Source organism: Thiothrix sp., from assembly GCF_028714775.1.
In the GTDB taxonomy this organism is placed as follows: domain Bacteria; phylum Pseudomonadota; class Gammaproteobacteria; order Thiotrichales; family Thiotrichaceae; genus Thiothrix.
Genome location: NZ_JAQTLS010000026.1, coordinates 17,416 through 42,926 on the forward strand (window position 1 = coordinate 17,416; position 25,511 = coordinate 42,926).

A 25,511-nucleotide genomic window follows, 5' to 3' on the forward strand; every position below is an offset into this window, starting at 1 on the left:
TGGCCAGAAACTGGAGGGGTACGCTATCCATACTACACAAGTAAGGTTGAGAAAAGGTTGGTGAAATGGGGGGAACCATTAGCTTTCCGATGGCTTGCCCCCACTTTTCGCCAAACTGTCCCCTGTTATTTTTCTGGTTAGGCTGGCATTAAACACCACTTATCCAGTGCGGCTGCCAGTGTGTCGATTTGGATCGGCTTGGTCAGGCAGGCATCCATACCGGCAGCCAGATATTCCTGTTCGTCACCTTTCATGGCATTCGCGGTCAGGGCAATGATCGGCAAATCCCGCTCCGGGAATTCTTTACGGAACTTGATGGTCGTTTCGACCCCACTGATGCCGGGCATTTGGATGTCCATCAGCACCGCTGCAAAATCTTCTCCGGTACGCAAGATGTCCAGTGCTTGGAAACCATCTTCCGCCAACACGACGGTGTAGCCCAGTTTCGCCAGCATCCCCTTGGCAACCATTTGGTTGATCTTGTGGTCTTCCACCACCAGAATACGTGCGCCCGATTCCCTATCTGCGCCCCTTCCACGGGTTTCATGGACAGTTTTAGCGCTGGGGGACTGGGGGTAGCCTGTATGGGCGGGTTTCTCGGCAGGGTGTATCAGGCCAATCAGTTTGAGTTGGGTGGCTGGCTTCAACAAGCAGGCACAATGCTGGAGTGAGGAATCCATGCCGCATTGGGCGCAATTGGTGGACTGGGGAACCAGATTGCAGATACGTAGCTTATAGGGCAACTGGTGCAGGCTGCCCAATAATTCATCCAATAACGCCTGCTGCCCTTGCGGGTAGCTATGGTAGTCAAATATCAGGCAATCAAATGTCTGGTTTTCCAACAGCGTTTTAGCGATGGTAAAATCAGCAGGGAGGGTGCTGTGCGCCCCAATATTTTCTAGTTGTGCCGCCATCAGGTGGGCATGTAGTGATGGGTGGATGAGCACCAGACACCGCACTGGCGGCAAGTTTGCCCAAGGGGATGGGATAGGGACTAAGGGAAGGAGCGGCACTTCAAACCAGAACATGCTGCCCACGCCCGGTGTGCTTTCCACCCCAATGCTGCCGCCCATCAGGTGGACCAGCTTACGGCTGATGGCGAGACCGAGGCCAGTGCCGCTGCCATTATGCTGGTCGTAACGGTTGATCTGGCTGAAAGGGCGGAACAAGGTCTCCAGCTTTTCCTGCGGAATGCCAACCCCTGAATCCTGCACTTCAACCCGAAGGCTGCGCGGGTCGGTGGCAGAAGGCATGATGCGCAGGATAATTTCCCCGTGCGTGGTAAACTTGATGGCATTGCCAATCAGGTTCATCAATATTTGCCGCAGGCGCAAGGCATCCCCATGCAGGATGTGGGAAATGCGTTTATCGACAAGGCAGAAAAGTTCCAGTTGCTTCTGGCTGGCAATGATCCCCAAGGTTTCAATCACAGATGGCAGGGTTTCGCATAGGTTGAAATCCTCTTCCAGCAATTCCAGCTTGTCCGCATCCAGCCGGGAAATGTCGAGGATGTCGTTGATGATGCCCAGCAGGGATTGGGCCGAACTCAGGATAGTCTCAGCCTGCCGCGCTTGGTTGCTGTCCAGTGCTGTATCCTGTAACAGGGCAGTCATGCCGATGATACCGTTCATCGGGGTGCGGATTTCATGGCTCATCGCAGCGAGGAATGCGCTTTTGGCGCGGTTGGCAGAAAGCGCTTGGTCGCGGGCTTCCACCAATTCACGGGTACGCTCGGCAATGGTGCTTTCCAGCCGCTGTTCTACCTCTATGCGGGCTTTACGCTCCTGTTCCAAGCTCCGTTCCAACTCGGCAATCTTGTCGTTTGTCATCAGTTCACCACCTGGGTGATAAGGTTTATTGTGTATTGTTCTTACCTGTTTCAGGCTGCTAGGGGCTGGGCATCCAGCCAAGCCACAACCTTACTGTATTCAGCACGCAAATCCCCTAAATTTCCGGCCGCACGTTGGTGGTCATGATCGTCTTTATAACCCTCCAATGAACTGGACAGTTCCGCCAACTGGAAGGCACCAATCAGCTTACCGCTGGATTTCAGTTTGTGGCAGATAGCCCCAACCTGTGCACTGTCTTCGGCGTCGAGGCATTGCTGGAGGTTATCGAGTGCTGTCAGGGTATCTGCACGGAAAAAACCGAGCAGTTCACCGAACTCGTCAGCCATGATTTCTTGCAGCATGGTGTAGGTTTCGTCGTCTACAGAAGGGCTTGTCATTGTTGTCATGGTATCTAACCCGCTGATTTTTTATTGTTCGGCAACGGATGCAATAGCAGTTACCGGATTCACGTTAAATGGTCACTTATATTTATACATATCACGCTAAGTTGATGGTAGCATAGCCGCACAAGAGTGTTAATAACATCATAAAAACAAGATATGACCCATGAATATTTTAGTCGTTGATGATGCCAGAGATATGCAGTTACTCCTGCGCCGCGTCCTGACCCTGATGGGGCATCAAGTCATGTTGGCTGACCATGGCCAAGCCGCATGGGAGCTGATCCAGCAAAAACATTTCCATGTTGTGATCAGTGATTGGCTGATGCCAGTGATGGATGGGCCGACCCTGTGCCGTACTATCCGTGCTGCTGACCTGCCGCATTACGTTTACATCATTTTGCTCACTGGCATGTCTGGCAAACAGAACCTGATCCATGGCATGGATGCAGGGGCGGATGATTTCGCCACCAAACCTATCGTAGGCGAAGAGCTGGAAGTGCGCCTGCGAGCCGCCCAGCGGGTGCTGGATTTGGAACACATGCTGGAAGAAAAAAACCGGCATTTGAAAAACGTCAATCACTCCCTATCCGCCGCCCAAGCCCTGATCCAAAATGACCTGAAACGTGCTGCCGTTTTACAAACAGGCGTGCTGCCCAGCCAGAAAACCTTTAAACACTTGTGCGTGGACTGGTTCTTCCAACCCGCCCAGTACATTGGTGGGGATACCTTCAACTACTTTCCGGTCAATGATGAGTTGCTGTTCTTTTACTCGATAGATGTGTCGGGGCATGGCATTTCTGCCGCCTTGCTGTCGATGTGCCTGCAAACACTGCTGGGTTCAACCGGGGAGTTGTACTCCCTTGAGGAACTGACCCACAAACAAGCACCCGCCTTCCCTTCGGCCCTTGCCAAACGCCTCAACCACCATTTGAACCACATGCTGGATACGGGCGACCATTACTTGACCCTAATCATGGGCGTGATTGATACAGCGGATGAAGCCCTGTATTTCGTACAGGCCGGACATCCACAGCCGTTTTTGTACTCACCCATTACCCAACGGCTGGAGCGCCTGCAATGCACGGGTTTCCCCATCGGCCTGTTGCCAGACATAGAATATGAAACCACCTACGTACCCTTCCCGCCCGGTAGCCGCTTCATCCTGTACTCGGATGGGTTGCTGGAATTACAGGCGGAAACAGGCGATCCAATAAGCGAAGATGACTTGCAGGGACATTTGCAGGCACTCATGCACCTGCCCGCCCGCCAAGTCATGGAAGGGCTAAGCCAGCGGCTTAACTTAGGTGCTTCAGGTGGGGACAAGCCCGATGACATTTCCCTGCTGGCACTTGATTTTTGTGGCTAGCAAAGCCGATTGATTATAGATATAGTTAATCTGTCAATAATCAATACAAATTACATAACAACATCAAAGAGGATAATAAGAATGAAATTCTCAACCCACACCCAAGGTGAATTCACTGTTGTCGCCATTGGCGAAGCCCGTATGGATGCCGCCGTTGCCCCTGAACTCAAACACAGCATTACCCAACTGGGTGCCACCCGTATCGTGCTAGACCTCAGCCAAGTGCAATTCATGGACAGCAGCAGCCTCGGTGCACTGGTCAGCCTGCTAAAAATGGTTGGCAACCGGGGCGACCTGATCATCGCTGGCGCAAAAGGCATCGTTGCTGACCTGTTCAAACTGACCCGGATGGACCGCGTATTCCGCATGGCGGAAAGTGTAGATGCGGCAGTCTGTGCAGCAGCTTAAGTCGGACATACTAGCACCTGAGGAGGACTACCTATGAAAGCGATGATTCTGGCGGCAGGCAAGGGGACAAGGGTACGTCCCATTACCAACGAAATGCCGAAACCGATGATCCCAATCCTGCGCAAGCCAGTAATGGAATCTATCCTGGAACTGCTGCGTACCCACGGTGTGCATGAAATCGTGGTCAACACCAGCCACCTCGCACCTGTGATCGAAAACTATTTCCGCGATGGCAACCAGTTGGGTGTACACATTGCCTATTCCTACGAAGGTTACATGACCGAAGATGGGTTGGAAGGCAAAGCACTCGGCTCGGCGGGCGGCATGAAGCGCATTCAAGAATTTTCCGGCTTTTTCGATGAAACCTTCATCGTACTTTGCGGGGATGCGTGGATTGACCTCGACATCAGTGCCGCGCTACGCCAACACCGCGAAAAAGGCGGGGTTGCCACCATTATCTTGCAGGAAGTCCCACCGGAAGAAGTTAATAAGTACGGCGTGGTAAAACTGGACAGTATGCAACGTATCATCCAGTTCCAAGAAAAGCCTAAAGTAGAAGAAGCTGTTTCCAACCTGATAAACACCGGGATTTACATCTTCGAGCCTGACATCTTCGAGTACATCCCATCCGGGGTCGAATACGATATTGGTGGGCAGTTATTCCCCTCGCTGGTGGCAGCGGGTGAAGAATTCTACGGCATACCGATGGATTTCCAATGGGTTGATATTGGTTCTGTACCCGATGTCTGGGAGGCTAGCCGTAAGGCATTGCAGGGGGAAATCAATGGCTTCCAGATGCCCGGCAAGGAAGTGCGCCCCGGCATTTGGACGGGTATCAACGTCAGCATTGACTGGAACCAAACCAAGATCAAACCACCCGTTTACATCGGCAGCAGCAGCAAAATCGAACCGGGCAGTAAAATCACAGGCCCGTGCATGATCGGTGCAAACTGCATTGTTGAAACAGGGGCTGAATTGCGGGAGTGCCTGATCAGTGATTACACCCGCATTGGCGGTTTAGCAACCCTAGACCATAAGCTGGTCATTGGTGGCGACTGCATCTCGCCTGACGGCAGCGTCCTAAATGTTAACGAAACCCAAATCCGCTGGTTAGTCAACGATATACGTCGGGCATTGAACCCTAATGACCTGCACGATATGATGCTCTTCAGCAATATGCTCAGCTTCCATGAAACAATGGAAAAGGAAGTAGCCTAATGGAGACCACGTACAAACAGTACGGCATCCGCCTTTCCATCGACAGCCGTCTGGAGCAAGTGCGAGTCCTCTCCGGTGCGCTGCATGGCATCGGCAAGGAGCTGCAACTCTCTGACGACAAGCTGGGGCAACTTGAACTGATGATGGTCGAAGCCGTCAACAATGTTATCGAACACGCCTATGAATTGCAGGCAGGCAATGACGTGCGGGTGCGGGTGGAATACAGCCCGCAAGCGGTACACCTGATCATTTCTGACAGCGGACATACCATGCCGGATGAATTGCATTCCGAAGCACGCGAGATGCCCAATCCTGAAGACTTACCGGAAGGAGGCTGGGGCATGGGTTTGATCCATTTATTGGCAGATTCCATCCACTATATCCGTGATGCCAAGGGCAACCACTTACACGTCAGTAAGCAATTGGATTGAACATGAAACGTTACATCAGGAAGATTACTACGTCCTGATAGCCCATAAACGGTCTTCCTGAACAAGTTCGGCTTTTTGGCCTACCATCCCCTGAGTGCTTGCACTGGGGGGTGTAACTTAAGTGGACGAATTCCATACGAAAATAACAACGATCCCAAGGAAAGACCACCATGAACCGCGAGCAAACCCAACCTGCCATTTTTGTCGATACTGTAGGCACTGACCACGAACTTTTCCAACACATCCATGCTGCTGTTGCTTTGGGTGCAAAAAGCCTGCTGGTGCTGGCGTGTGATGCCAATGGCTTTATCCCCGCGCAACTGGACGCCCGCCTGCAAGCCTTACCCATCCCGATTTTTGGCGGAATTTTCCCGGAAATCATTGCCAACGGACGCAAACTGACCTGCGGCAGCGTGGTTTGTGGGCTACCTGTCACCGCGCAAATACACTTGATTGGCGAACTTTCCAACCCCGAGGCCGATTACTTCCCGCAAACCGAACAACTGGTGGCTACCCTCACCCCCGGCACGACTTTGGTCACGTTGGTGGATGGCCTGAGCAAACGCATTTCCGCACTGCTGGAATGCTTGTATGAAGCATTAGGAACCCGCCACCAATACGTCGGCGGGGGCGCGGGTTCCTTGAGCTTCGTGCAGAAACCCTGCCTGTTCAGCAATCAGGGCTTGTTGGAAGATTACGCCCAGATTGTTTCCCTTGACCTGCCCATCAGCATTGGCATTGAACACGGTTGGCACAAGTTTGCTGGGCCGTTTTTCGTGACGGGCGCGTATGACAACACCATCACCACGCTGGATTACCGCCCCGCCTTTGAGGTTTACAAAGAAGTGGAGGAAGCCGACAGCGGCAAGCGTTTCAGCGATACCGAATTCTTCGATCTGGCGAAAGCCTACCCCTTCGGGCTAGATCGGCTCAAAGGTGACGTGGTAGTGCGTGACCCACTATTCCCCAAAGACAATGCTTTGGTGTGCGTGGGGGAAGTGCCCGCCAACCACATCATTTACATCCTCAAAGGTGAGGCAGAAAACTTGCTGGAAGCTTCCCGCCAGTGCGCTGACACCGCCATGTGGGGGCAAACCCCGGCAATGCTGGCGCTGCTGTTCGACTGCATCAGCCGCACCCTGTTCCTGCAAGACCGTTTCGCAGAAGAAATCGGCAATATCCGCTCACGCCTCCCCGACAATGTGCCTTTGCTGGGGGCGCTTTCATTAGGGGAAATCGCCGATGCAGGCAATACCTGCCTTGAATTTTTCAACAAAACCATTGTCCTCGGCGTTTTAGGTGGGCAACAGGAGCAGTGTGCATGACCCCTACGCTGGAGCTGGTTTCCGTCCAGTATGCGTTAGCGTTGCTGATTGGGCAGGATTTGGATTTACGCACCATGTTGCGTAAGTTCCTACCGCCCGCCTTGAAGCTGCTGAACTGCCGCAGCGGTTACATCTGGATGCACAAGGGCGAGCCAGTCAGCGATGTACCAGAACCCTGCTACAGTTACCCAGCCGTACATGGTGCATTAGCAGACAGCCAGCCTGTACTGGCAACCCACCTGCAAGCAATTACCAACAACGGCTGGCAGGTAAAAAAACCGGGGGAAATCATCGGGACTAATGGCATTTACTACCATTTCCTGCCACTAGGGTCGAGTGGCTTGCTGGTATTGCTGCGTGACCCGCCATTGCCGGAACCGCACTTACTGGCGCTGGGGCTGGTATTGAAACGCTTGGAAACCGCCTGCCACGCCTGCCAGCAACATGCCTATTTGGAAGAGGCACGCAGAGAAGCCCTGCAAGCTAAAGAAGCCGCCGAACGTGCCAGCAAAGCCAAAAGCGAGTTTCTGGCCATGATCAGCCATGAAATCCGCACCCCCATGAATGGTGTGATCGGCCTCACCGATTTGATGCTGTACAGCGAGCTTACCGCCACCCAGCGTGAATACCTCGGCATGATCAAGTCATCATCCAGTGCATTGCTGGACATCATCAATGAAATTCTCGACTTCTCCCGCATCGAAGCGGGCACACTGGCACTCAGCCCAGCGTCCTTCCACTTGCGCCCTCTGTTGCAGGATACCTTCATCCCACTAACTGTCCGCGCCAAGGAAAAATCGCTGACCCTACACTGGGAAATTGCCCCGGATGTGCCGGAGACACTGGAAGGCGACCCCGGACGCTTACGCCAGATCATGATCAATTTGGTGGGCAATGCCATCAAATTCACCGAAAGCGGGGAGATTGCGGTCAGCGTCACGCGGCAAAGTGGTACGCTGGATGGACAAATGCAGTTGCTGTTTGCCGTGCGTGATACTGGCATCGGGATTCCACAGGAGAAACAGGCGGCAATTTTCCAACCGTTCCAGCAAGCCGACGGCTCCATTACCCGCCGCTACGGGGGCACAGGTTTGGGGCTGACCATTTCATCGCGGCTGATTGAGATGATGGGCGGAACATTGCGGCTGGAAAGTGACCCCGGCAAAGGCAGCATTTTCTATTTCAACGTACCCTTCAAACAAGCCGCCACGGCAACCATCAGCACCCCCAGCGAAACGAAACCGCACCAGCCCTTACAAGCCGCCCGCCCACTGTATGTGCTGTTGGCAGAAGATAATGCGGTGAACCGCATGTTGGCAGTGCGCTTGCTTAACCGTGCCGGACACACCGTCAGTGTTGCAGAAAACGGTCAAGAAGCGTTGGATAGCTGGGTAGCCAAACGGCCTGATGCTATCTTGATGGATATGCAAATGCCGACTATGGACGGGTTGGAAGCCACCACATTAATCCGCCAGCAGGAAAAAGCCAGTGGCCTGCCCCATACCCCCATCATCGCGCTGACCGCCAACGCCATGCCCAGCGACCAACAACGCTGCTTAGCGGCAGGGATGGATGACTTCCTCAGCAAACCCTTTAATGTGCAAGACTTATTGGATGTCTTGGAACGAAGCTGTGCATCCCCTTCGGCAACACACGATGGCGCACGCTCGGGCTAACCTGCTGTTGGACGAGTGCCAGCACGCAATCAGCGGTGCTTTGGTTATTGGCAATCGGGATATTTTTCAACGTCGCCAACCGTATCAGCGCCTTGACATCGGCATCATGGGGGACAGGTGTCATTGGGTCCCAGAAGAAAATCAGGATGTCGATCAGCCCTTCAGAAATCCGCGCCCCGATTTGCTGGTCGCCACCGTAAGGCCCACTCAGGAAACAGCTTACCAACAGCCCAGTGTGTTCAGTAACCAGTTTGCCAGTCGTGCCTGTTGCGAACAGCTCGCAGTCCGCCAGAATATGCCTGTTTTCTTTCGCCCATTTCACGAGTGTTGGCTTGAGATTATCGTGGGCGACCAGCGCAATTCTTTGCTTTTGTAGATTCATGATGCCCCTCGCAATGAATGTACGTATGCATTGATGTTATGTAGCTTATTTATTGCCCAATAGTACAGCAACGGTTAAGGTTTGCGCAACAACTGAGTGACTTGTTTCTAAATGACCGGGTTGCTAGCCTTGTCATTACAATGGCAGGGACGGCATCCGACGATGCTGGTGTACTGTGCTAACATCCTGTCAATAAGGCATATAATTGCGGCAGTTTCTGCGGCAATTCCTCAGCCTTACGCACCAACACCCAACCTTGATGTCCAAACAGATGCGGCAAATAATTCTCCGCCTTGTCGTCAATAGTGACACAAAAAGGTTTCAAGCCACGTTGGCGGGCTTCTTGTAAAGCCATACGGGTATCCTCCAATCCATAGCGCCCCTCGTAAACATCAAGGTCGTTCGGCTTGCCGTCGGTCAACAACAACAGTAGTTTCTGTTGCGAAGACTCCTTTTCCAATAACTGGCTGGCATAGCGGATTGCCGCGCCCATGCGCGTGTAATAGCCCGGCTTAGTCGCCATAATGCGCCCACGTACTTGCCCATCATAACGCTCTGCAAAACTTTTTAGGCAATAGAAACGCACCTGTTGGCGATTGAGTGAAGAAAAACCGTACAAAGCAAAACGGTCACGGGTCGTCCCCAAGCTTTCGGCAAACAGTACCAACGAATCCCGCACAATATCCACCACCCTCGCCTCATTACTCACCCAACTGTCGGTAGACATAGAAAAATCAGCCAGCAACAAGCAAGAAAGGTCACGCCCTTTTTCCCGGCAATCACGATAAACGGCAGGTATATCTGCCTTACCCCGTTTACGTTCCCCCAGATGCAGGATATAGCTGTCAATGTCGAGTTCAGTACCTTCTTGCTGGTGGTTGAGCCATTCACGGCGTGGCTGCAAAACTTCAAAACGGCGGCGTAACTTGCGAGCAGAGGCTTGCAGGTGGGAAGGCAAACTTTGTTCCTGCACATCCCTTGGCAGCATAACTTGCAAACGGCAATGACTGGGGATCAAACGCTGCTTGCGGTAATCCCATTCAGGCAGGGGGATACCTTCACCTTGAGGGATGTCGTCATATTCGGAGGCAGGCAAATCAAAATCAAGCTTGATTTTATGGGAACTGGCCTTGCGGTCACGCGCCACGGTGATCACATCCAAATCATCGGCAGTGCGGTCAGCGTCATCACTGGGGTCATCGTCACTGGTGCGGTCAACGGGAATGTATTCTGTCCACGAAAATAGGCTTTCAAGGCGAAAACTGAGCAGCCCACTTTTGCCATCGGGCATATCGGTACGCTCAGCGCGGTGGCGTTTCGGGCTTGCCGCCGCAGGTTTGCTATCAGGGGATGTTTCGGATAACACGGGTTCTGCCAAGGAAGTAGTCAGCAGGGGGTTATTTACCGGAGGGGCGACTAGCCACAAGGGTGTAGGTTCGGTCTCTGGATATAAGGTTTGCCAGTTTTCCAACAAACGTTGGTAACGGTCACATAAGGCTGGATAACGTTGCAGCGTGGCGGCAACAGCACTTGCCGGACTGGAACTTGCTTGGTTGCCCGTGCAGCTTCCTAACGCTGTAAGCCACAAATACGTATCCCGGTTCAATGCCCGTAATGGGAAAAAGGCAATACTGTCCGGCAAGTTTAGGATTTTTTCATCCCAATACGCGGCACGGGCTTTTAGGCCAACCCCCGCCACCCGTTGTAACAGGCTACGCCGCTCCCCTGTAGCAACCTCACAGCCCTGACGTACCTCCAGCTCACTATCCCCTCCCAAAGCCCGTAGTAAAATGCTTAAGGTTTGGTGCATTTCCTCCAGATGTACTCGCGCTTGCGGATACTCTTGACCAGCACTGCGGGTAATCAACTTATGCCAAACTTTCCCAACCCATTCTTCCATGCGAAACCCTACAAAAATTATCATTTACGCAACAAAAGTTGTGGAATACACTCAGGTATCTATGCGAGAACGCACCTTATTAGAGCATTACTTATCATGAAGCTGGACGACCGTACCCTCAACATTCTGCAACGCTCTCCCCTATTCAGGGCATTTAGCCCCCAACAGTTCAGCGAATTGACCAGTAGAGCCAAACTTCACCCCGTTGCAGAAGGTGAATTCCTGTTTCGTCAGGGTGACTTACTGGAAGAACTCTATATTTGCCTTGAAGGCTGCATCAAATTGTTCCGGCTGACACCGAGTGGCGATGAAAAGATCATCGACATCATCACGCCGGGCAACAGCTTTGCCGAAGCGGTTGCTTTTATGCGCGGGCAACGCTACCCCGTCTGTGCTGTTGCCTTACGCCCCAGTGTAGTTATTGGTATCAATGCCATACAGTACTTGGGCTTCCTATCATCCTCCCCAGAATTATGCCTTAACCTGTTAGGACTACTCAGCCGCCGGATGCACTGGCTTCTCAATGAGGTTGATCGGCTTACTCTCCACAATGCCACATTCCGGTTGGCGGCTTATTTATTAGAAGCCCGTGAGCACAATAGCTCAAGCAACTCCATTTGCCTTAGCGCCCCCAAACACATCATTGCCTCGCGTTTATCAATCAAGCCAGAAACCTTCTCCCGTATCCTAAAACGCCTTGCTGACAAAGAATTGATTGCCGTACATGATTCGTATGTTGATCTGCTGGACGTAGCGGGACTGGAAGCCATCGTCCATGCTGAACTTTAGGCAAAATAGGTACTAACTACCTCCATCAAAGCTTCCACCGTATCTGGGTCATCGGTTAGCGGCTCAACCAATGCCGCACGGCACGCTGCCAATGGCTCAAAACCGTCCTGCATTAACGTGGCGGTGTACACCAACAAACGGGTGGAAGCTGATTCTTCCAGATCGTGTTCCTTCAGCACCCGCAAGGCATTCGCCAGTTTCACCAGTTGTGCCGCCAGCTTGTCATCCACCCCGGTTTCAAGTGCCACGATACGGGTCTCCACTTCCGGTTTGGGGTAATCGAAACGCAGCGCAACGAAACGCTGGCGGGTGGAAGGTTTCATACCCTTGAGCAAATTCTGGTAGCCGGGGTTGTAAGACACCACCAGCATGAATTCCGGCGGGGCGTGCAAGGTTTCTCCTGTGCGTTCAATCGGCAGGATGCGGCGGTTGTCGGAGAGCGGATGCAAAATGACGGTGGTATCTTTGCGGGCTTCCACCACTTCGTCCAAATAGCAGATTGCACCTTCGCGCACTGCACGGGTCAACGGGCCGTCATTCCAGTAGGTTTCGCCATCGCCGATCAGATGCCGTCCGACCAAATCCGCCGCGCTCAAATCGTCGTGGCAGGCCACCGTGTACAGCGGCCTGCCCAGTTTGGCTGCCATGTGTTCGACGAAACGGGTTTTGCCGCAGCCCGTGGGGCCTTTGAGTAAGATCGGCAATTGGCGGCGGAAGGCGTGTTCAAACAACGTTACTTCCTGCCCTTGGGCTTGGTAGTGGGGAATCCCTGCCCCCATTATAATTCCACCTGAATGTTGAACTGGCTGAGGAAGTGCGCCGTCACAAAGTCCATACTGGCAACGTGCTGTTGCAGCCATTCCCGCCACTCGCGGATATAAGCCGTCAGTGCCGTATAATCCCGGCTGGCCTGCCACTGTTGCTGTACAGCCTGCAATTGCTGGAGTGCTTCCTCATGCGCCATCTGATGGACGGGATAAGCAAAAAAGTTATATTCCATCATCAAGCGTTCTTCACGGGCAAAATGTGCCTCGGTATGCCCTACCCATGCAGCCAGCGTGGCATCGACCGTATCAGGGGCTTCCCCACTTTCCACCTGTCCCAGCAACTTGCCAACCAGCAGCAGTTCCTCGCAATGGACGGTATTCATAAATGGCACAGCTACCTGTGGTAACAAGCTGCAATCAGTAAACTTTTCTTCAACATCCATCCTACATTCCTACCCAATAGGCTAAATAGATAAGACATAATACCAGCACTAGCCAACCATGCACCAATATCCTCCATAATGGCGAAACTTCCCGCAATGCCATAAAATCGGCGATAATGAAATGCCCTTTGGTAAACACGGAAATCAGCAATGCCACCACTAGCCACTGCCCGCTGTAACCTACTTGTCCCGCCCACCATGTCAACAGTGTCAGCCCCACCAGTAACAACCAAAGAATAGCTATTTTCATGCTCTCACCGTATCACGTAAACGAGTGGGAACAACACAATCCACACGAGATCGACCATGTGCCAATAGGATGCACCTGTTTCCACACCCGTATGTTCAGCGGCGGAATAGTCCCCAGCTTGCGCCTTCCACGCTACTGCTGCGAGAATAATCATACCAAGGATGACGTGCATGAAATGGAAAAACGTCAGCGACAAGTAAAACATGTAAAAGGTGTTGGTGCTAAGGCTGATGCCCTGCCCAAACTTATCAGCAAATTCAATGCCTTTGAGAATAACGAATAATGCCCCAGAACCAATACTTGCCAGTAACCAGTTACGGCACAGTGATACCTTCCCTGCTTTGATGGCTTGTACCGCCAGCACAACAAATAAGCTGCCTGTCAGTAAAATCAGGGTATTTGCAGCACCAATGTCCCGGTTGAGCGTTTGCTGATAGTGGTTGAACAACGCCACATTCCCACTGCGGGCAAAGGCATAAGATGTAAAGAAAATTGCAAACACTAGCAATTCGGCAAGGATAAAAATCCACATTGCCAAATCCCCCGGTAAGGAAGCCAGGCGGCGGTGTTCGGAAGCGCCAAGGTGGGTAAAATCTGTTGTCTTCATAGGGTGCAGGCTATGCCAAGCACCAGTCCCTCACCTTGATGCAGGTCAAGGCATCCTGCAACAGCACTTGTTCTACTGTTCTTTGAAGCACACCGTCCACCAGAATGAGAAACAGCCATGCTCCTGACAGGAACGCAGCTTGAGAGCAAACGCAACCACCGCACCCTATTCAAAGCGTTAAACTTTGAACTGGATGCAGGCCAACTCTTATTGGTGGAAGGCCACAATGGCAGTGGCAAGACCACCTTGCTGAAAACGCTGGCGGGATTGCGCGAGCCGGATGCAGGGCAAGTGTTGTGGGAAGCGGAATACCGCCCGCAGTTTGTGTGGCTGGGTCATGCTAACGGCATCAAGGACGACCTGACGGCGTTGGAAAACCTGCGTGCCATGCAAACGAATTCTTTGCCACCCAAAACCGTGTTGGAACAGATGGGCTTGGCAGGTCACGGCAACCGCTTCCCGCGCCACTTTTCAGCAGGCATGAAACGCCGCCTTGCCTTGTGCCGCTTATTGCTGTCTGACGCGCCCCTGTGGATTTTGGATGAACCCCAAGCAGCCTTGGACAAGGCAGGCATCCGGCTATTTGAAGCCTTACTCAGCGGACATTTGCAACAGGGAGGCAGTGTGGTCATGACATCCCATCACGATATTGGTTTGGAAGGCCAGCACATCCGCCGACTGGGATTAGGCACTTAATGCGCCTGACCCACGCCTTCGTGTCACTGCTGTATCGGGATTTCACCGTGGCTTTCCGCCATCGCAATGAAATCCTCAACCCCCTACTGTTTTTCTCGCTGGTGACGTTGCTGTTCCCGCTGGGGGTTGGGCCTTCCCCCCAGTTGTTGCAAACCATTGCACCGGGGATTTTGTGGGTGGCGGCACTGCTGGCAGCCTTGCTGGCAGCAGACAACCTGTTCAGGACAGATTATGAGGATGGCACATTGGAACAACTGGTGTTAAGCCCCTTGCCCTTACCGCTGCTGGTGATTGCCAAAATACTGGCGCACTGGCTGGTAAGCGCCGTTCCGCTGCTGCTGCTAGCGCCGCTGCTGGCGGTAGCGTTTGGCTTGGAAGCGCTCGCGATTGGTGTTGCTGAATTGACCCTGTTGCTTGGGACACCCGTACTGGCATTCGTGGGTGCAATCGGCTCGGCACTGACTGTCAGCTTGAAACGCAACGGCATGTTGCTGGCACTGCTGGTCTTGCCCCTGTATATGCCTGTGCTGATTTTTGGCAGCAATGCTGTGGATACAGCGGCGGCGGGATTACCAGTCAGTGGGCAGTTATACCTGCTGGCGGCAATGCTGGTGCTTTCCCTGACGCTTGCACCGTTGGCGATTGCGGCAGCCCTAAAGATGAGTGTTTCGCAATGATAAGTATCCTGACACGCTGGTTTCACCGCCTAGCCTCCCCGGTCTGGTTCTACCGCATTGCCGGAAAACTGCTCCCGTGGCTGTGGGCATTATTCGCCTTGTTGCTGGTGACAGGCTTGTACGGAGGCTTGGTGACTGCCCCGGCGGATTACCAGCAGGGCGATTCCTTCCGCATTATTTACGTGCATGTGCCAGCGGCGTGGCTGTCGATGTTCGTCTACATGGTGATGGCGGTCAGTGGCGCGATTGCGCTGATCTGGCGCATCAAGCTGGCTGAAATGGTGCTGGTCAGTTGTGCACCCATCGGGGCAAGTTTCACTTTTATTGCGCTGGTGACAGGGGCATTGTGGGGCAAGCCAATGTGGGGCGCATGGTGGGTATGGGATGCCCGCCTGACTTCGGAACTGATCCTGCTGTTTTTGTATCTGGGTGTGATCGGTCTGTACAACGCGATTGAGGACAAGCGCATGGCTTCACGCGCCGTCGCCATCCTTGCGCTGGTCGGCATCGTCAATATTCCCATCATCCATTATTCGGTGGAATGGTGGAACACCCTGCATCAAGGCGCAACCGTGACCAAGTTTGACAAACCCTCCATCCATATCGACATGCTGATACCGCTGCTGCTGATGGCGGGGGCATTCAAGGTGTTCTTTGTTATCAGCCTGTTGTTGCGTACCCGGAATGAATTGCTGGAACGTGAACTGCCCCGCCAGTGGGTGAAACAGTTAGTGGAGGAAAACGCGAATGACTGAATTTTTCCACATGGGCGGCTATGCGCTGTATGTCTGGGGTTCGCTGGGAATGACCTTCATCGTGCTGCTGCTGAATATCGTGCTGCCCTTGAGCCAGCACCGCGACGTATTGCGTAAGGCGGCAGAGTTTCATGAGTGGGAAGGGAGAGATGAAAAATGACACCTGTCAGGAAAAAACGCCTGTTGCTGATCCTCGCACTGGTTGCCGGGGTGGGCATAGCCTTGGCGCTGGTGTTGCAGGCTTTCAACCAGAACATGATGTTTTATTATGCACCCAAAGAGATCAAGGCGGGCAAAGCGCCTGCCAACCATGATTTCCGTGTCGGTGGGCTGGTGGTCAAAGGCAGTATGCAGCGGGATAAACAATCACTGGAAGTGCGTTTCGATGTGACCGACCTGACCGAAACCGTGACGGTGAGCTATACCGGCATCCTCCCCGACTTGTTCCGCGAAGGGCAAGGCATTATTGCCCGTGGCAAACTGTTGCCGGATGGGGTCATCGAAGCCTCGGAAGTGCTGGCGAAACACGATGAAAACTACATGCCGCCGGAAGTGGCGTCCTCCTTGCCCCAGACGCCGCCCAAGGAGGCAAAATGATCCCCGAACTTGGACACCTTGCCTTGATTCTGGCGCTGCTGATGGCGCTGGTGCAGGCGATTTTCCCACTGGCGGGCAGTTGGCGTGGCAAAGAACAATGGCTGGCACTGGCAAAACCAGCGGCGCAAGCACAAACGCTGTTCATCCTGCTGGCCTACGCTTGCCTGACTTACGCTTTTATTACCCATGATTTTTCGGTGAAATATGTGGCGGGAACGTCCCATTCCAGCTTGCCGTTGCTGTACCGGATTTCTGGGGTGTGGGGTGCGCATGAAGGTTCTTTGCTGCTGTGGGTCACGCTGCTGGCAGTGTGGACGCTGGCGGTCAGTGGGTTCAACCGGGGAATGCCGCCCTTGATGCTGGCGCGGGTGTTGGGGGTGATGGGGTGTGTCAGCGTTGGCTTCCTGCTGTTCCTGCTGGTGACTTCCAACCCGTTTGAACGCTTGGTGCCTGCCTCACTGAATGGACGCAGCCTCAATCCACTGCTGCAAGACCCCGGCTTAGCCTTCCACCCGCCGATGTTGTACATGGGTTATGTGGGCTTTGCGGTAGCGTTTGCCTTTGCCATCGCCGCGATGTTGGAAGGCAAACTGGATGCGGTGTGGATACGCTGGGTACGCCCGTGGACGAATGTGGCGTGGGTGTTCCTGACCTTGGGGATTGCGCTGGGCAGTTGGTGGGCGTATTACGAGCTGGGCTGGGGTGGCTGGTGGTTCTGGGACCCAGTGGAAAATGCCTCACTGATGCCGTGGCTGATGGGGACGGCACTGGTGCATTCGCTGGCTGTGACGGAAAAGCGTGGCGCGTTCAAAGCGTGGACGGTGCTACTGGCAATTTCCGCGTTTTCACTCAGCTTGTTGGGGACGTTTTTGGTGCGTTCGGGGGTGCTGACTTCTGTCCACGCCTTTGCCAATGACCCGGAACGCGGGGTGTTCATTTTGGCATTTCTGGCGGCGGTGGTGGGGGTTTCCCTGACGCTGTATGCGGTCAAGGCACACCAGATGGAAGGTGGGCAAGGTTTCCAAGCCTTGTCACGCGAATCCGGTTTGCTGATGAACAATGTGATCCTCACGGTCATGGCTGCCAGTGTGTTGCTGGGGACACTGTACCCGCTGGTGCTGGATGCGTTGGCAGTGGGCAAAATTTCGGTGGGGCCGCCGTATTTCAACGCCATCATCGTGCCTCTGGGCTTGCTGCTGGCGGTGCTAATGCTGCTGGGGCCATTGTTGCGCTGGCGGCAGGATAATCTCCGGCAGGTGGGCAAATCGCTGTTGGCGGCACTGCTGTGGTGGCGGCACAAACGTTCCCTGTCCGGCTGGGGAATGTGGCTGGCACACCTCGGCGTGGTGGTGCTGATGGTCGGCATCACCATGACCTCCCTGTACAGCAGCGGCAAGGATGTGCGCATGGCAGTGAGGCAACATTACCTGCTAGACGGCTACGATTTCCATTTTGTGGGGATAAAAGAGTCCGTGGGTGAAAACTACCTCGCTTACCGGGGGACGTTTGACATACATCAGGGCGATCAGCTCGTCAGCCAGTTATTACCTGAAAAGCGTAACTATGGGGGGCAATCCATGCCAATGACGGAAGCAGGGATTGATGGCGGGTTGTTCCGTGACCTGTTCGTGGCATTGGGCGAACCGCTGGACGGCGGGACGTGGAGTTTGCGCATTTACCACAAGCCGTTTATCCGCTGGATATGGTTGGGGACATTGTTGATGGCGCTGGGTGGGCTGCTGGCGGCGCTGGATGGGCGTTATTGGAGAAAGGTAGGGGGTGCAGAATGAGCCGTTATTTCATTCCCTTGGCGGGCTTCTTGCTGCTGTTGGTGTTACTCGCCGTCGGTCTGAACCTGAACCCGCGTGAAGTGCCATCCCCCTTCATCGGCAAACCCGCCCCGTCCTTTACCCTGCCCAGCTTATATGGTGAGGCAAGCATTTCCCCTGCAAACCTTAAGGGGGAAGTTTGGCTGCTGAACGTGTGGGCATCGTGGTGTGCCACCTGCCAACAGGAACACGTCATGCTGGAATACCTGATCAAACGCGCCGACATTAAAGCCATCGGCCTCAATTACAAGGATCAGGCGGGGGATGCCAAACGCTGGCTGGAACGTCTCGGCAACCCGTTCCAGTCCGTGGTGATGGACACTGATGGCAAGGCGGGCATTGAGTGGGGAGTCTACGGCACACCAGAAACCTTCATCATCGACGCGCAAGGGGTTGTGCGTCACAAACACATCGGGGCGCTGACGGAACCCGTGGTGCAACGTGAATTGCTACCTCTAATACAACAATTACGCAAGGAGGCAACACCATGAAACACCTGTTGCTGATGCTAGCCCTGTGGTTACTTCCCCTGACGCTTAGGGCTGAAATCGACATCCACACCTTCAAAACCCCGCAACAAGAACAGCTTTACACCCAACTGATTAACGAGTTGCGCTGCTTGGTGTGCCAGAATCAGAACCTTGCCGATTCCAACGCCGCACTGGCGCTGGATTTGCGGCAGAAAACCTACGAAATGGTCAGCAGAGATGCATCACGCAACGAGATCGTGGATTTTATGGTCAGCCGCTACGGGGAATTTGTCCTCTACCGCCCACCCATGCAGCAAAACACCCTGCTGCTGTGGCTGGGGCCGGGGCTATTCCTATTAGTGGGTATCGGGGTGGCAGCACGGATCGTGCTACGTAACAGCAAGAGGGATGCAACATGATGTTCTGGATGGTGGCGGCGTGCCTTGTTTTGCTGGCGGTCGGGCTGCTGTGCATTCCCCTGTTGCGTACCTCCCCGCGCCCCAAGGGGACGCTGGTGATGCTCATCCTCGGCTTGCCACTGGCGGCAGCAAGTTTGTACTTGTGGCTGGGCAACCCCGCAGCCATCACCAGCCCCAGTAACCAAGAATTGCTGGCACAGGCCGATGCCATACTGGTAGCCGATGATGATGCTTCCGGGCGTGCTGCACAACTTATCCAGCAAGTACTGGCAAGTGAACCGCAAAACCCTACCGCCCTATGGCTAGCAGGTTCACAAGCGGCCTTGCGCGGTGACAAAGCCAAGGCACGAAGCTACTGGCGCAGCCTCTTGCCGTTGCTACAAGACAGCCCGCAAGAACAAGCCGAAGTACAACAATTAATCAAGCAGTCTGAACCGCACTAAGCTAATTCATCCATACATTGGTAGTCTTGGCAGGCTGCGCCATATCGGCTATCCTCAGGTCAAAACCACAAGTATCATGCCCCAAGCCACCGATACAGGAAACCTCTTTGGCCTGGACTTTCTTGCCCAGAACGGTTTCAACCACCCCAGCAATTAAGCCTCCCTCGAAGTGGCACAAGGTACGCCCCACCGGGGAAAGACCCGCGCAAGTCACACACTCACACACATCCACATGGATATGGGTCGTTGTCATGACCGGGATTTTTATCTTGCCAATTTTGAGTTGCTCACAGAGCGCAAGGAAGTCATCAAGCTGTTTGATTTGCAGCCCAATACCCAACTTCTTGCCCGCGTAGTAACTGACAGCAGACGCTCCTGTACCTAAAATATCTTCTAAGGCAACCAATCTGACCAGACGGTACAAGCCGATTCCTACTTCACCACCCATTTCCGGGCGATGGACTTGCAGGGCGTTCGCAATTTCTACAGGTTTCATCCATGTTTCTCCATCATATTTATCGTTATTCATCTGCCAGTCCATAAAGATAGGCTGCACCGCAATTTAATACTGTAATCAGTTGATATTCTTTGACCTACATCAAGCCCACCGACTGGCCTTAACCTAAGTCAAGGCAAAATAGTATCAGCCCCTGTTCTACTAGGTGACACCAACCACCACTCAAGGAGCGACATCATGATGCAACAGCGGCTGCTAACCCTTTTGATTGCAGGAATCTGTCTTAATGCTTGGGCAGAAGAACCCGATACATTAGGTGAGATTACTGTTACTGCTACCCGTAACGAAATTAAAACCCAAAAAGCCCCCGGCAGTGTCACCATCATTACCCGTAAAGCCATTGCCAATAAAGGTGGAGAGAATGTGTTGGAAATCTTGCGGGGTACACCGGGTGTCAGCTTGCAAGGTATCGGCTCAGGTGGACGTAAAACCATCAGCCTGCGCGGGATGGAAAGCAAACATACGCTACTGCTGGTAGATGGCAAACGCCTTCCTGCCAGTAATGATGTTGTTGGCCCCAACACTGATTACCAGTATGACTGGATTCCTGTTGAGCAGATTGAACGTATTGAAGTAGTACGCGGCCCGATGTCCGTACTGTACGGTTCTGATGCTTTGGGTGGTGTCATCAATATCATCACACGCAAACCTGACAAACAATGGTCAGGTGATGCCAAACTCACCAGCCGTAGCACAGACGGCAATAGCGGTGGTGATGGTCATGACCTAGAACTCAACCTTAGTGGCGGAGTACGCGAGAACCTACAACTCAGCATCGGTGGACAACAATCCCGCCGCTCCGCAGTTGCCCAAAATGATACACGCCTGACGGCCATTGAGGGCAGGGACAAGCAGCAACTATCCGTAAAACTGGACTGGCAACCTACCGAAAACCAGAATATCAAACTGGAACACATCGCTGGACAAGAAGAACGCTGGTATGACGTAAAAAATACCGTAGCACCCAAACAATATTACCAAAGCCATTACGACCTTGACCGTCAACATACTGCATTAGGTTGGACAGGGCAGATCGGAAAAACCCAAGCATCCCTCCGCACTTATCAAAACACCTTAGATGTCAAAAACACGGCAAGCAATGGGGCTAGAGCAACAACCCCGCAAAATTTAAAAGACATCGCGCTAGAAGGTAGCCTTGGTTTTACCCTGAGTGAAAAACAGCATATAACACTAGGAGCAGAAAAACGTACCGAGAAACTGGAAAATGCCGGACTTCCTGGTGGTAACGATAAAACCACCCTTAATGCACTCTATGCCCAAGATGAAATAAAGCTTTCCAAACGTACCAACCTAACATTAGGAATCAGGCAGGACAAACACGAAGCGTTTGGTAACGAGACGAGTCCCCGTGCTGCCATTGTCTACACTGTAACCGATAACCTAACCCTCAAAGCAGGCTATGGGCATGGATTCCATGCCCCCAACATCAAGCAGGTTTCCCCCAATTATGAATTCAACTTAGGCACATACAAGGTTAAAAGTAATCCAAACCTGAAACCTGAAACAAATGATACATTTGATATGGGTGCAAACTACACCCGTGGTAAGTGGAATGTCGATGCGGCACTGTTTGACAATAAGGTCAAGAACCTGATTGATGTCGCCACCATCGCTCCCAATACCTACCAATACAAAAATATTGCAGAAGCCCGTTTACAGGGTGGTGAATTGTCCACCCGTGTGAAGGTCAGCAAAAACGTAGACCTGACCGCCAACTACCAATATCTCGATGCCAAGGACAATACGGGGCAGCGGTTGGATAAGCGCCCTCAACATACCGTAGCCGCAGGTGTCACTTGGAAGCGTAATGGCTGGCAAACCAACCTGAATGCGGAATATTTATCCGACCAACTGCGGGATATATCAACGACACTGACACCCAACAAGGTCACATTGCCCAGCTACACCGTTTGGAATGTGGGGACACGTAAATCCATCAACAAACATCTGGAGGTGGGGGCAGGCATTGAAAACCTAACCGATGTACGTCTGGAAGATAAGTCCCCCAATTTCAAATACGAAGAATACCCCCGTACCCTACGGCTAGAACTGCGTGGCAAGTTCTAAAGCACAAAAAAGGGCGGGGATATGACCCCGCCCAAAACTACAGGGAGATAGTAACCAGAATTACGCCAATAACGGCACAATCATCAACGCTACGATGTTGATGATTTTGATCAGCGGGTTAACCGCAGGGCCTGCGGTATCTTTATATGGGTCGCCAACGGTATCACCCGTCACGGCGGCTTTGTGTGCCTCCGAACCCTTGCCACCGAAGTTGCCTTCCTCAATGTATTTCTTGGCGTTATCCCATGCACCACCACCCGTAGTCATGGAAATGGCAACGAAGATGCCCGTCACAATCGTGCCAACCAGTACGCCACCCAATGCTTGTGCGCCCAGCGTCAGGCCAACAACGACCGGAACTGCCACTGGCAGTAGGGAAGGCAAAATCATTTCCTTGATCGCTGCCTTGGTCAGCATATCCACGCAAGTGCCGTATTCCGGCTTGCCCGTGCCTTCCATAATGCCGGGAATATCACGGAACTGGCGGCGCACCTCCACCACTACCGAGCCTGCCGCACGCCCGACTGCCTCCATGCCCATTGCGGCAAACAGGTAAGGAACCATACCACCAATGAACAAACCAATAATGACCATGTGGTTAGACAGGTCGAAAGTTAAGCCGGGATGGCTGCTGGAAAGCGCATGGGTATAATCCGCAAACAACACCAGTGCTGCCAAGCCTGCCGAGCCAATCGCATAACCTTTGGTAACAGCTTTCGTCGTATTGCCAACCGCATCCAGCGGGTCAGTAATGTTGCGGATTTCCTCCGGCAAGCCTGCCATTTCCGCAATTCCACCCGCGTTATCGGTGATCGGGCCATAAGCATCCAATGCCACGATAATCCCCGCCATCGACAACATGGAGGTTGCCGCAATCGCAATCCCATACAGACCAGCAAAGGAGTACGCACCCCAGATAGCAAAACACACTGCCAAGACAGGAGCTGCTGTAGATTTCATCGAAACGCCCAAACCAGCGATAACGTTTGTGCCATGCCCAGTAGTGGAGGCATGGGCAATATGCCGCACTGGGCTGTATTCGGTTGCAGTGTAATATTCCGTAATCCACACCATTGCCGCTGTCAGCAACAGGCCGATCACCGCCGAACCGTATAAAGCGCCGACTGAATACAGTGGGTTATCACCCATCATGACGTAAGTAATCGGCAAGAACAGCACCAATGAAGCCCCCGCCGCCACTGCCAACCCCCGGTACAGCGCATTCATGATTTTGCCACCCTCACGCGCCTTGACGAACATAGTCCCCAAAATAGAAGCCAAGATGGAGAAACCACCCAGCACCAAGGGGTAAACCACCGCATTTGCCGAACCGCCCATCACCAGTCCACCCAGCAGCATGGTGGCAATAATAGTCACAGCGTAAGTCTCAAACAGGTCAGCCGCCATCCCCGCACAATCACCGACATTATCACCCACGTTGTCGGCAATGACTGCCGGGTTACGCGGGTCATCTTCCGGGATTCCAGCTTCCACCTTACCCACGAGGTCAGCACCCACATCAGCGCCCTTGGTGAATATACCACCACCCAGACGGGCAAAAATGGAGATAAGGGAACCACCAAACGCCAAGCCGACCAGTGCGTGGGTAGCCTCATCCAGCGGCGTACCTGCCATCATCAAGATGGCGAAATAACCCGCCACGCCGAGCAAAGCCAGCCCCACCACCAACATACCAGTAATCGCACCACCCTTGAATGCCACATCCAGTGCCGCATTCAGTCCATCTTTGGCAGCTTCCGCCGTGCGCACATTGGAACGTACCGAAACATTCATACCGATATAGCCCGTCGCTCCTGACAAAATTGCGCCCAACGCAAAACCGATAGCAGTTTTCACGCCCAACATAATGAAAATAACTGCAAAAAGTAGGATACCGACCACACCAATAGTGGTGTATTGCCGGTTCAGGTAAGCTTGCGCCCCTTCTTGTACCGCCTGCGCAATACGACGCATTTCTTCGCTGCCTTCGGGTTTTGCCAATACCCAGCGAATCGTGACATACCCATAAGCCAGTGCAGCAAATGCACATAAAATAGCAATAGCCAACCCTGTTGACATTAGAACACCTCATTAGCTAACTGTGATGAGAACTATACGAAATGGGTTTTTTGTAGGATGAATGCACTATATTCTTTATCAGTACCATTAATATGGTTGACCAACCAGTTTTTTAGGTAATCGGCAACACCAGCCAGTGCCTTGTAACCTTTGCTGCGGTAATCTTTTACGAAGGCTTCGGCATCAGCGACCATTTCTTGGTGTAGTTTCTGGTGGACTTCCAAATCGGGGTAGCCGTATTGTTGCATGAGTGCTTCTTCGCGCTGGAAATGGTAACGGGTGTAAGTCATTAGTTCATCCAGTGCCTCCTGCTCAAACTTTTCGCCCGTTTGGTAATGAATGGCGGTCTGTAAGTGATTGATAAGATTGAGCAGCTTTCGGTGATCATCATCCATCTCGGCGATCCCGACACTGTATTCATCCCTCCATACCACGAAGTGTTCATTTTCCCGCCATTTGCTATAGAAGGGGGTGGCGAACAAGACAAGAGTAAGTAGCCAAGGGACAGGATTTCCTACCCCTAAAGCAAAAAAGGTCAGAATGGCAGCTACCAACAGCGTCCCCATCAGCAGCGGTGTTCCCAGCAGTTTCATCGCATTGGTCATGGTTTGCTTACCTCCTCTGGTTTTACGAATTGCAGGCAGGGGTCTTCAGGAGTTTCAGTAGCAGGCATTTGCCCTTTAGACTTATCATCTTCTGAAGAAACCGTTTCTGGTTTTTCCTCCGATTTTACTTTCCCTTCTGCTGTAATATCCGCAGCTATAACATGCACCATTCCCGTCATCTGCGGGTGCGGACCACAACGGTATGGAAAATCCCCGACTTCACTGAAAACCTTGTGATAAGTTTCTCCCGGAAAGAAATAATCAGGTTCCGGCTCGCCTGATTTTTCAAACCAGACGCTGTGGTATTGGCGCTTTTCCTTGTTGACCCAACAAACGGTATCGCCTATTTGCACGGTAATTTCTTCGGGGTCAAATTGGAATTTGACGATACCGACTTCATGAACAGCCTTCACACCAGTAGTATCTTCTGCCTTCACTGTAGTTGACACTGGAAGAATACACAGACAGAAAACAAGTGAAAAAAAGCACCTCCCTCTCCCATTTGGGGAGTGTAAAAAGAGAGGAAGGTGCTGGAGAAAAA

The 25,511-nt window shown here is 52.9% G+C and carries 29 protein-coding genes; 17 read left to right on the top strand and 12 right to left on the bottom strand.

Features of this window, described 5'->3' with window-relative positions; translation table 11 throughout:
* Positions 1 to 137: 137 nt before the first annotated feature.
* Both PHE17_RS18615 and PHE17_RS18620 read right to left on the bottom strand, forming a co-directional pair.
* Entirely contained in the window at positions 138 to 1,829 is a 1,692-nt protein-coding gene (locus PHE17_RS18615) for an ATP-binding protein (protein WP_301017418.1), read from the bottom strand.
* A gap of 50 nt (positions 1,830 to 1,879) precedes the next feature.
* The gene (locus PHE17_RS18620) at positions 1,880 to 2,236 is read right to left on the bottom strand and encodes an Hpt domain-containing protein (protein ID WP_301017419.1); all 357 of its coding nucleotides are present in this window, start codon (positions 2,234 to 2,236) and stop codon (positions 1,880 to 1,882) included.
* Between the two features lie 160 nt (positions 2,237 to 2,396).
* Here PHE17_RS18620 and PHE17_RS18625 point away from each other — a divergent pair, with 160 nt between their 5' ends.
* From PHE17_RS18625 to PHE17_RS18650, 6 genes are all read left to right on the top strand, one after another.
* On the top strand, positions 2,397 to 3,599 hold the full coding sequence (locus tag PHE17_RS18625; protein WP_301017420.1) for a SpoIIE family protein phosphatase: 1,203 nt from the start codon (positions 2,397 to 2,399) through the stop codon (positions 3,597 to 3,599).
* An 81-nt stretch (positions 3,600 to 3,680) separates the two neighbouring features.
* Positions 3,681 to 4,007, top strand: a complete 327-nt coding sequence (locus tag PHE17_RS18630; RefSeq protein WP_301017421.1) for an STAS domain-containing protein — start codon at positions 3,681 to 3,683, stop codon at positions 4,005 to 4,007.
* Positions 4,008 to 4,040: 33 nt separating this feature from the next.
* Positions 4,041 to 5,225 (top strand): NDP-sugar synthase, encoded by a 1,185-nt coding sequence (locus PHE17_RS18635; protein WP_301017422.1) that lies wholly within the window; start codon positions 4,041 to 4,043, stop codon positions 5,223 to 5,225.
* Complete coding sequence (locus tag PHE17_RS18640; RefSeq protein ID WP_301017423.1) at positions 5,225 to 5,656, top strand: ATP-binding protein; 432 nt, start codon at positions 5,225 to 5,227, stop codon at positions 5,654 to 5,656. The genes PHE17_RS18635 and PHE17_RS18640 overlap by 1 nt, the downstream gene beginning before the upstream one ends.
* A 170-nt stretch (positions 5,657 to 5,826) precedes the next feature.
* A complete protein-coding gene (locus PHE17_RS18645; protein ID WP_301017424.1) occupies positions 5,827 to 6,981 on the top strand; it encodes an FIST C-terminal domain-containing protein in 1,155 nt (384 codons plus the stop codon).
* The gene (locus tag PHE17_RS18650) at positions 6,978 to 8,657 is read left to right on the top strand and encodes a response regulator (protein ID WP_301017425.1); all 1,680 of its coding nucleotides are present in this window, start codon (positions 6,978 to 6,980) and stop codon (positions 8,655 to 8,657) included. The genes PHE17_RS18645 and PHE17_RS18650 overlap by 4 nt, the downstream gene beginning before the upstream one ends.
* Here the strand turns inward: PHE17_RS18650 and PHE17_RS18655 are convergent.
* Together PHE17_RS18655 and PHE17_RS18660 are read right to left on the bottom strand one after the other, a co-directional pair.
* Complete coding sequence (locus PHE17_RS18655; RefSeq protein ID WP_301017426.1) at positions 8,575 to 9,039, bottom strand: methylglyoxal synthase; 465 nt, start codon at positions 9,037 to 9,039, stop codon at positions 8,575 to 8,577. The two genes, PHE17_RS18650 and PHE17_RS18655, sit on opposite strands and share 83 nt — an antisense overlap.
* Positions 9,040 to 9,217: 178 nt before the next feature.
* Positions 9,218 to 10,939, bottom strand: coding sequence for a VWA domain-containing protein (locus PHE17_RS18660; protein WP_301017427.1), 1,722 nt, complete (start codon positions 10,937 to 10,939; stop codon positions 9,218 to 9,220).
* A gap of 96 nt (positions 10,940 to 11,035) precedes the next feature.
* On the opposite strand from PHE17_RS18660, the gene PHE17_RS18665 reads away from it, so the two are divergent.
* On the top strand, positions 11,036 to 11,728 hold the full coding sequence (locus PHE17_RS18665) for a Crp/Fnr family transcriptional regulator (protein ID WP_301017428.1): 693 nt from the start codon (positions 11,036 to 11,038) through the stop codon (positions 11,726 to 11,728).
* Here the strand turns inward: PHE17_RS18665 and PHE17_RS18670 are convergent.
* The 4 genes from PHE17_RS18670 to PHE17_RS18685 are packed head-to-tail and all read right to left on the bottom strand — an operon-like array spanning position 11,725 to position 13,795.
* Positions 11,725 to 12,507 carry a CbbQ/NirQ/NorQ/GpvN family protein gene (locus PHE17_RS18670; protein WP_301017429.1) on the bottom strand — a complete coding sequence of 261 codons (783 nt, stop codon included), beginning with the start codon at positions 12,505 to 12,507 and terminating at the stop codon, positions 11,725 to 11,727. The two genes, PHE17_RS18665 and PHE17_RS18670, sit on opposite strands and share 4 nt — an antisense overlap.
* A complete protein-coding gene (locus PHE17_RS18675; protein WP_301017430.1) occupies positions 12,507 to 12,938 on the bottom strand; it encodes a hemerythrin family protein in 432 nt (143 codons plus the stop codon). The genes PHE17_RS18670 and PHE17_RS18675 overlap by 1 nt, the downstream gene beginning before the upstream one ends.
* Before the next feature lies 1 nt (position 12,939).
* On the bottom strand, positions 12,940 to 13,188 hold the full coding sequence (locus PHE17_RS18680) for a cytochrome C oxidase subunit IV family protein (RefSeq protein WP_301017431.1): 249 nt from the start codon (positions 13,186 to 13,188) through the stop codon (positions 12,940 to 12,942).
* A 4-nt stretch (positions 13,189 to 13,192) separates the two neighbouring features.
* A complete protein-coding gene (locus PHE17_RS18685; protein ID WP_301017432.1) occupies positions 13,193 to 13,795 on the bottom strand; it encodes a cytochrome c oxidase subunit 3 family protein in 603 nt (200 codons plus the stop codon).
* Positions 13,796 to 13,912: 117 nt separating this feature from the next.
* Here PHE17_RS18685 and ccmA point away from each other — a divergent pair, with 117 nt between their 5' ends.
* From ccmA to PHE17_RS18730, 9 genes are read left to right on the top strand one after another with little or no spacing between them, the layout of a single operon-like run.
* Entirely contained in the window at positions 13,913 to 14,491 is a 579-nt protein-coding gene (gene ccmA, locus PHE17_RS18690; protein ID WP_301017433.1) for a cytochrome c biogenesis heme-transporting ATPase CcmA, read from the top strand.
* Positions 14,491 to 15,168 carry a heme exporter protein CcmB gene (ccmB, locus tag PHE17_RS18695; RefSeq protein WP_301017434.1) on the top strand — a complete coding sequence of 226 codons (678 nt, stop codon included), beginning with the start codon at positions 14,491 to 14,493 and terminating at the stop codon, positions 15,166 to 15,168. The genes ccmA and ccmB overlap by 1 nt, the downstream gene beginning before the upstream one ends.
* Positions 15,165 to 15,923: a heme ABC transporter permease gene (locus tag PHE17_RS18700; protein WP_301017435.1), complete on the top strand. Its 759-nt coding sequence runs from the start codon at positions 15,165 to 15,167 to the stop codon at positions 15,921 to 15,923. The genes ccmB and PHE17_RS18700 overlap by 4 nt, the downstream gene beginning before the upstream one ends.
* Positions 15,916 to 16,083 carry a heme exporter protein CcmD gene (gene ccmD, locus PHE17_RS18705; protein WP_301017436.1) on the top strand — a complete coding sequence of 56 codons (168 nt, stop codon included), beginning with the start codon at positions 15,916 to 15,918 and terminating at the stop codon, positions 16,081 to 16,083. The genes PHE17_RS18700 and ccmD overlap by 8 nt, the downstream gene beginning before the upstream one ends.
* Positions 16,080 to 16,520 carry a cytochrome c maturation protein CcmE gene (gene ccmE / locus PHE17_RS18710; protein WP_301017437.1) on the top strand — a complete coding sequence of 147 codons (441 nt, stop codon included), beginning with the start codon at positions 16,080 to 16,082 and terminating at the stop codon, positions 16,518 to 16,520. The genes ccmD and ccmE overlap by 4 nt, the downstream gene beginning before the upstream one ends.
* Complete coding sequence (locus tag PHE17_RS18715; RefSeq protein WP_301017438.1) at positions 16,517 to 18,310, top strand: heme lyase CcmF/NrfE family subunit; 1,794 nt, start codon at positions 16,517 to 16,519, stop codon at positions 18,308 to 18,310. Before ccmE ends, PHE17_RS18715 begins: the two co-directional genes overlap by 4 nt.
* Positions 18,307 to 18,840, top strand: a complete 534-nt coding sequence (locus tag PHE17_RS18720) for a DsbE family thiol:disulfide interchange protein (protein ID WP_301017439.1) — start codon at positions 18,307 to 18,309, stop codon at positions 18,838 to 18,840. Before PHE17_RS18715 ends, PHE17_RS18720 begins: the two co-directional genes overlap by 4 nt.
* On the top strand, positions 18,837 to 19,238 hold the full coding sequence (locus tag PHE17_RS18725; RefSeq protein ID WP_301017440.1) for a cytochrome c-type biogenesis protein: 402 nt from the start codon (positions 18,837 to 18,839) through the stop codon (positions 19,236 to 19,238). The genes PHE17_RS18720 and PHE17_RS18725 overlap by 4 nt, the downstream gene beginning before the upstream one ends.
* Complete coding sequence (locus tag PHE17_RS18730; RefSeq protein ID WP_301017441.1) at positions 19,235 to 19,681, top strand: hypothetical protein; 447 nt, start codon at positions 19,235 to 19,237, stop codon at positions 19,679 to 19,681. Before PHE17_RS18725 ends, PHE17_RS18730 begins: the two co-directional genes overlap by 4 nt.
* 1 nt (position 19,682) lies before the next feature.
* On the opposite strand, the gene PHE17_RS18735 is transcribed toward PHE17_RS18730, so the two are convergent.
* Complete coding sequence (locus PHE17_RS18735) at positions 19,683 to 20,177, bottom strand: DUF2507 domain-containing protein (protein ID WP_301017442.1); 495 nt, start codon at positions 20,175 to 20,177, stop codon at positions 19,683 to 19,685.
* A 198-nt stretch (positions 20,178 to 20,375) separates the two neighbouring features.
* Here PHE17_RS18735 and PHE17_RS18740 point away from each other — a divergent pair, with 198 nt between their 5' ends.
* Positions 20,376 to 22,286 (top strand): TonB-dependent receptor, encoded by a 1,911-nt coding sequence (locus tag PHE17_RS18740; RefSeq protein WP_301017443.1) that lies wholly within the window; start codon positions 20,376 to 20,378, stop codon positions 22,284 to 22,286.
* A gap of 60 nt (positions 22,287 to 22,346) precedes the next feature.
* On the opposite strand, the gene PHE17_RS18745 is transcribed toward PHE17_RS18740, so the two are convergent.
* The 3 genes from PHE17_RS18745 to PHE17_RS18755 are packed head-to-tail and all read right to left on the bottom strand — an operon-like array spanning position 22,347 to position 25,407.
* Positions 22,347 to 24,365, bottom strand: a complete 2,019-nt coding sequence (locus PHE17_RS18745; protein ID WP_301017444.1) for a sodium-translocating pyrophosphatase — start codon at positions 24,363 to 24,365, stop codon at positions 22,347 to 22,349.
* A 32-nt stretch (positions 24,366 to 24,397) separates the two neighbouring features.
* Positions 24,398 to 24,970: a bacteriohemerythrin gene (locus PHE17_RS18750; RefSeq protein WP_301017445.1), complete on the bottom strand. Its 573-nt coding sequence runs from the start codon at positions 24,968 to 24,970 to the stop codon at positions 24,398 to 24,400.
* Positions 24,967 to 25,407: a plastocyanin/azurin family copper-binding protein gene (locus tag PHE17_RS18755; protein ID WP_301017446.1), complete on the bottom strand. Its 441-nt coding sequence runs from the start codon at positions 25,405 to 25,407 to the stop codon at positions 24,967 to 24,969. Before PHE17_RS18755 ends, PHE17_RS18750 begins: the two co-directional genes overlap by 4 nt.
* Positions 25,408 to 25,511: the final 104 nt, after the last annotated feature.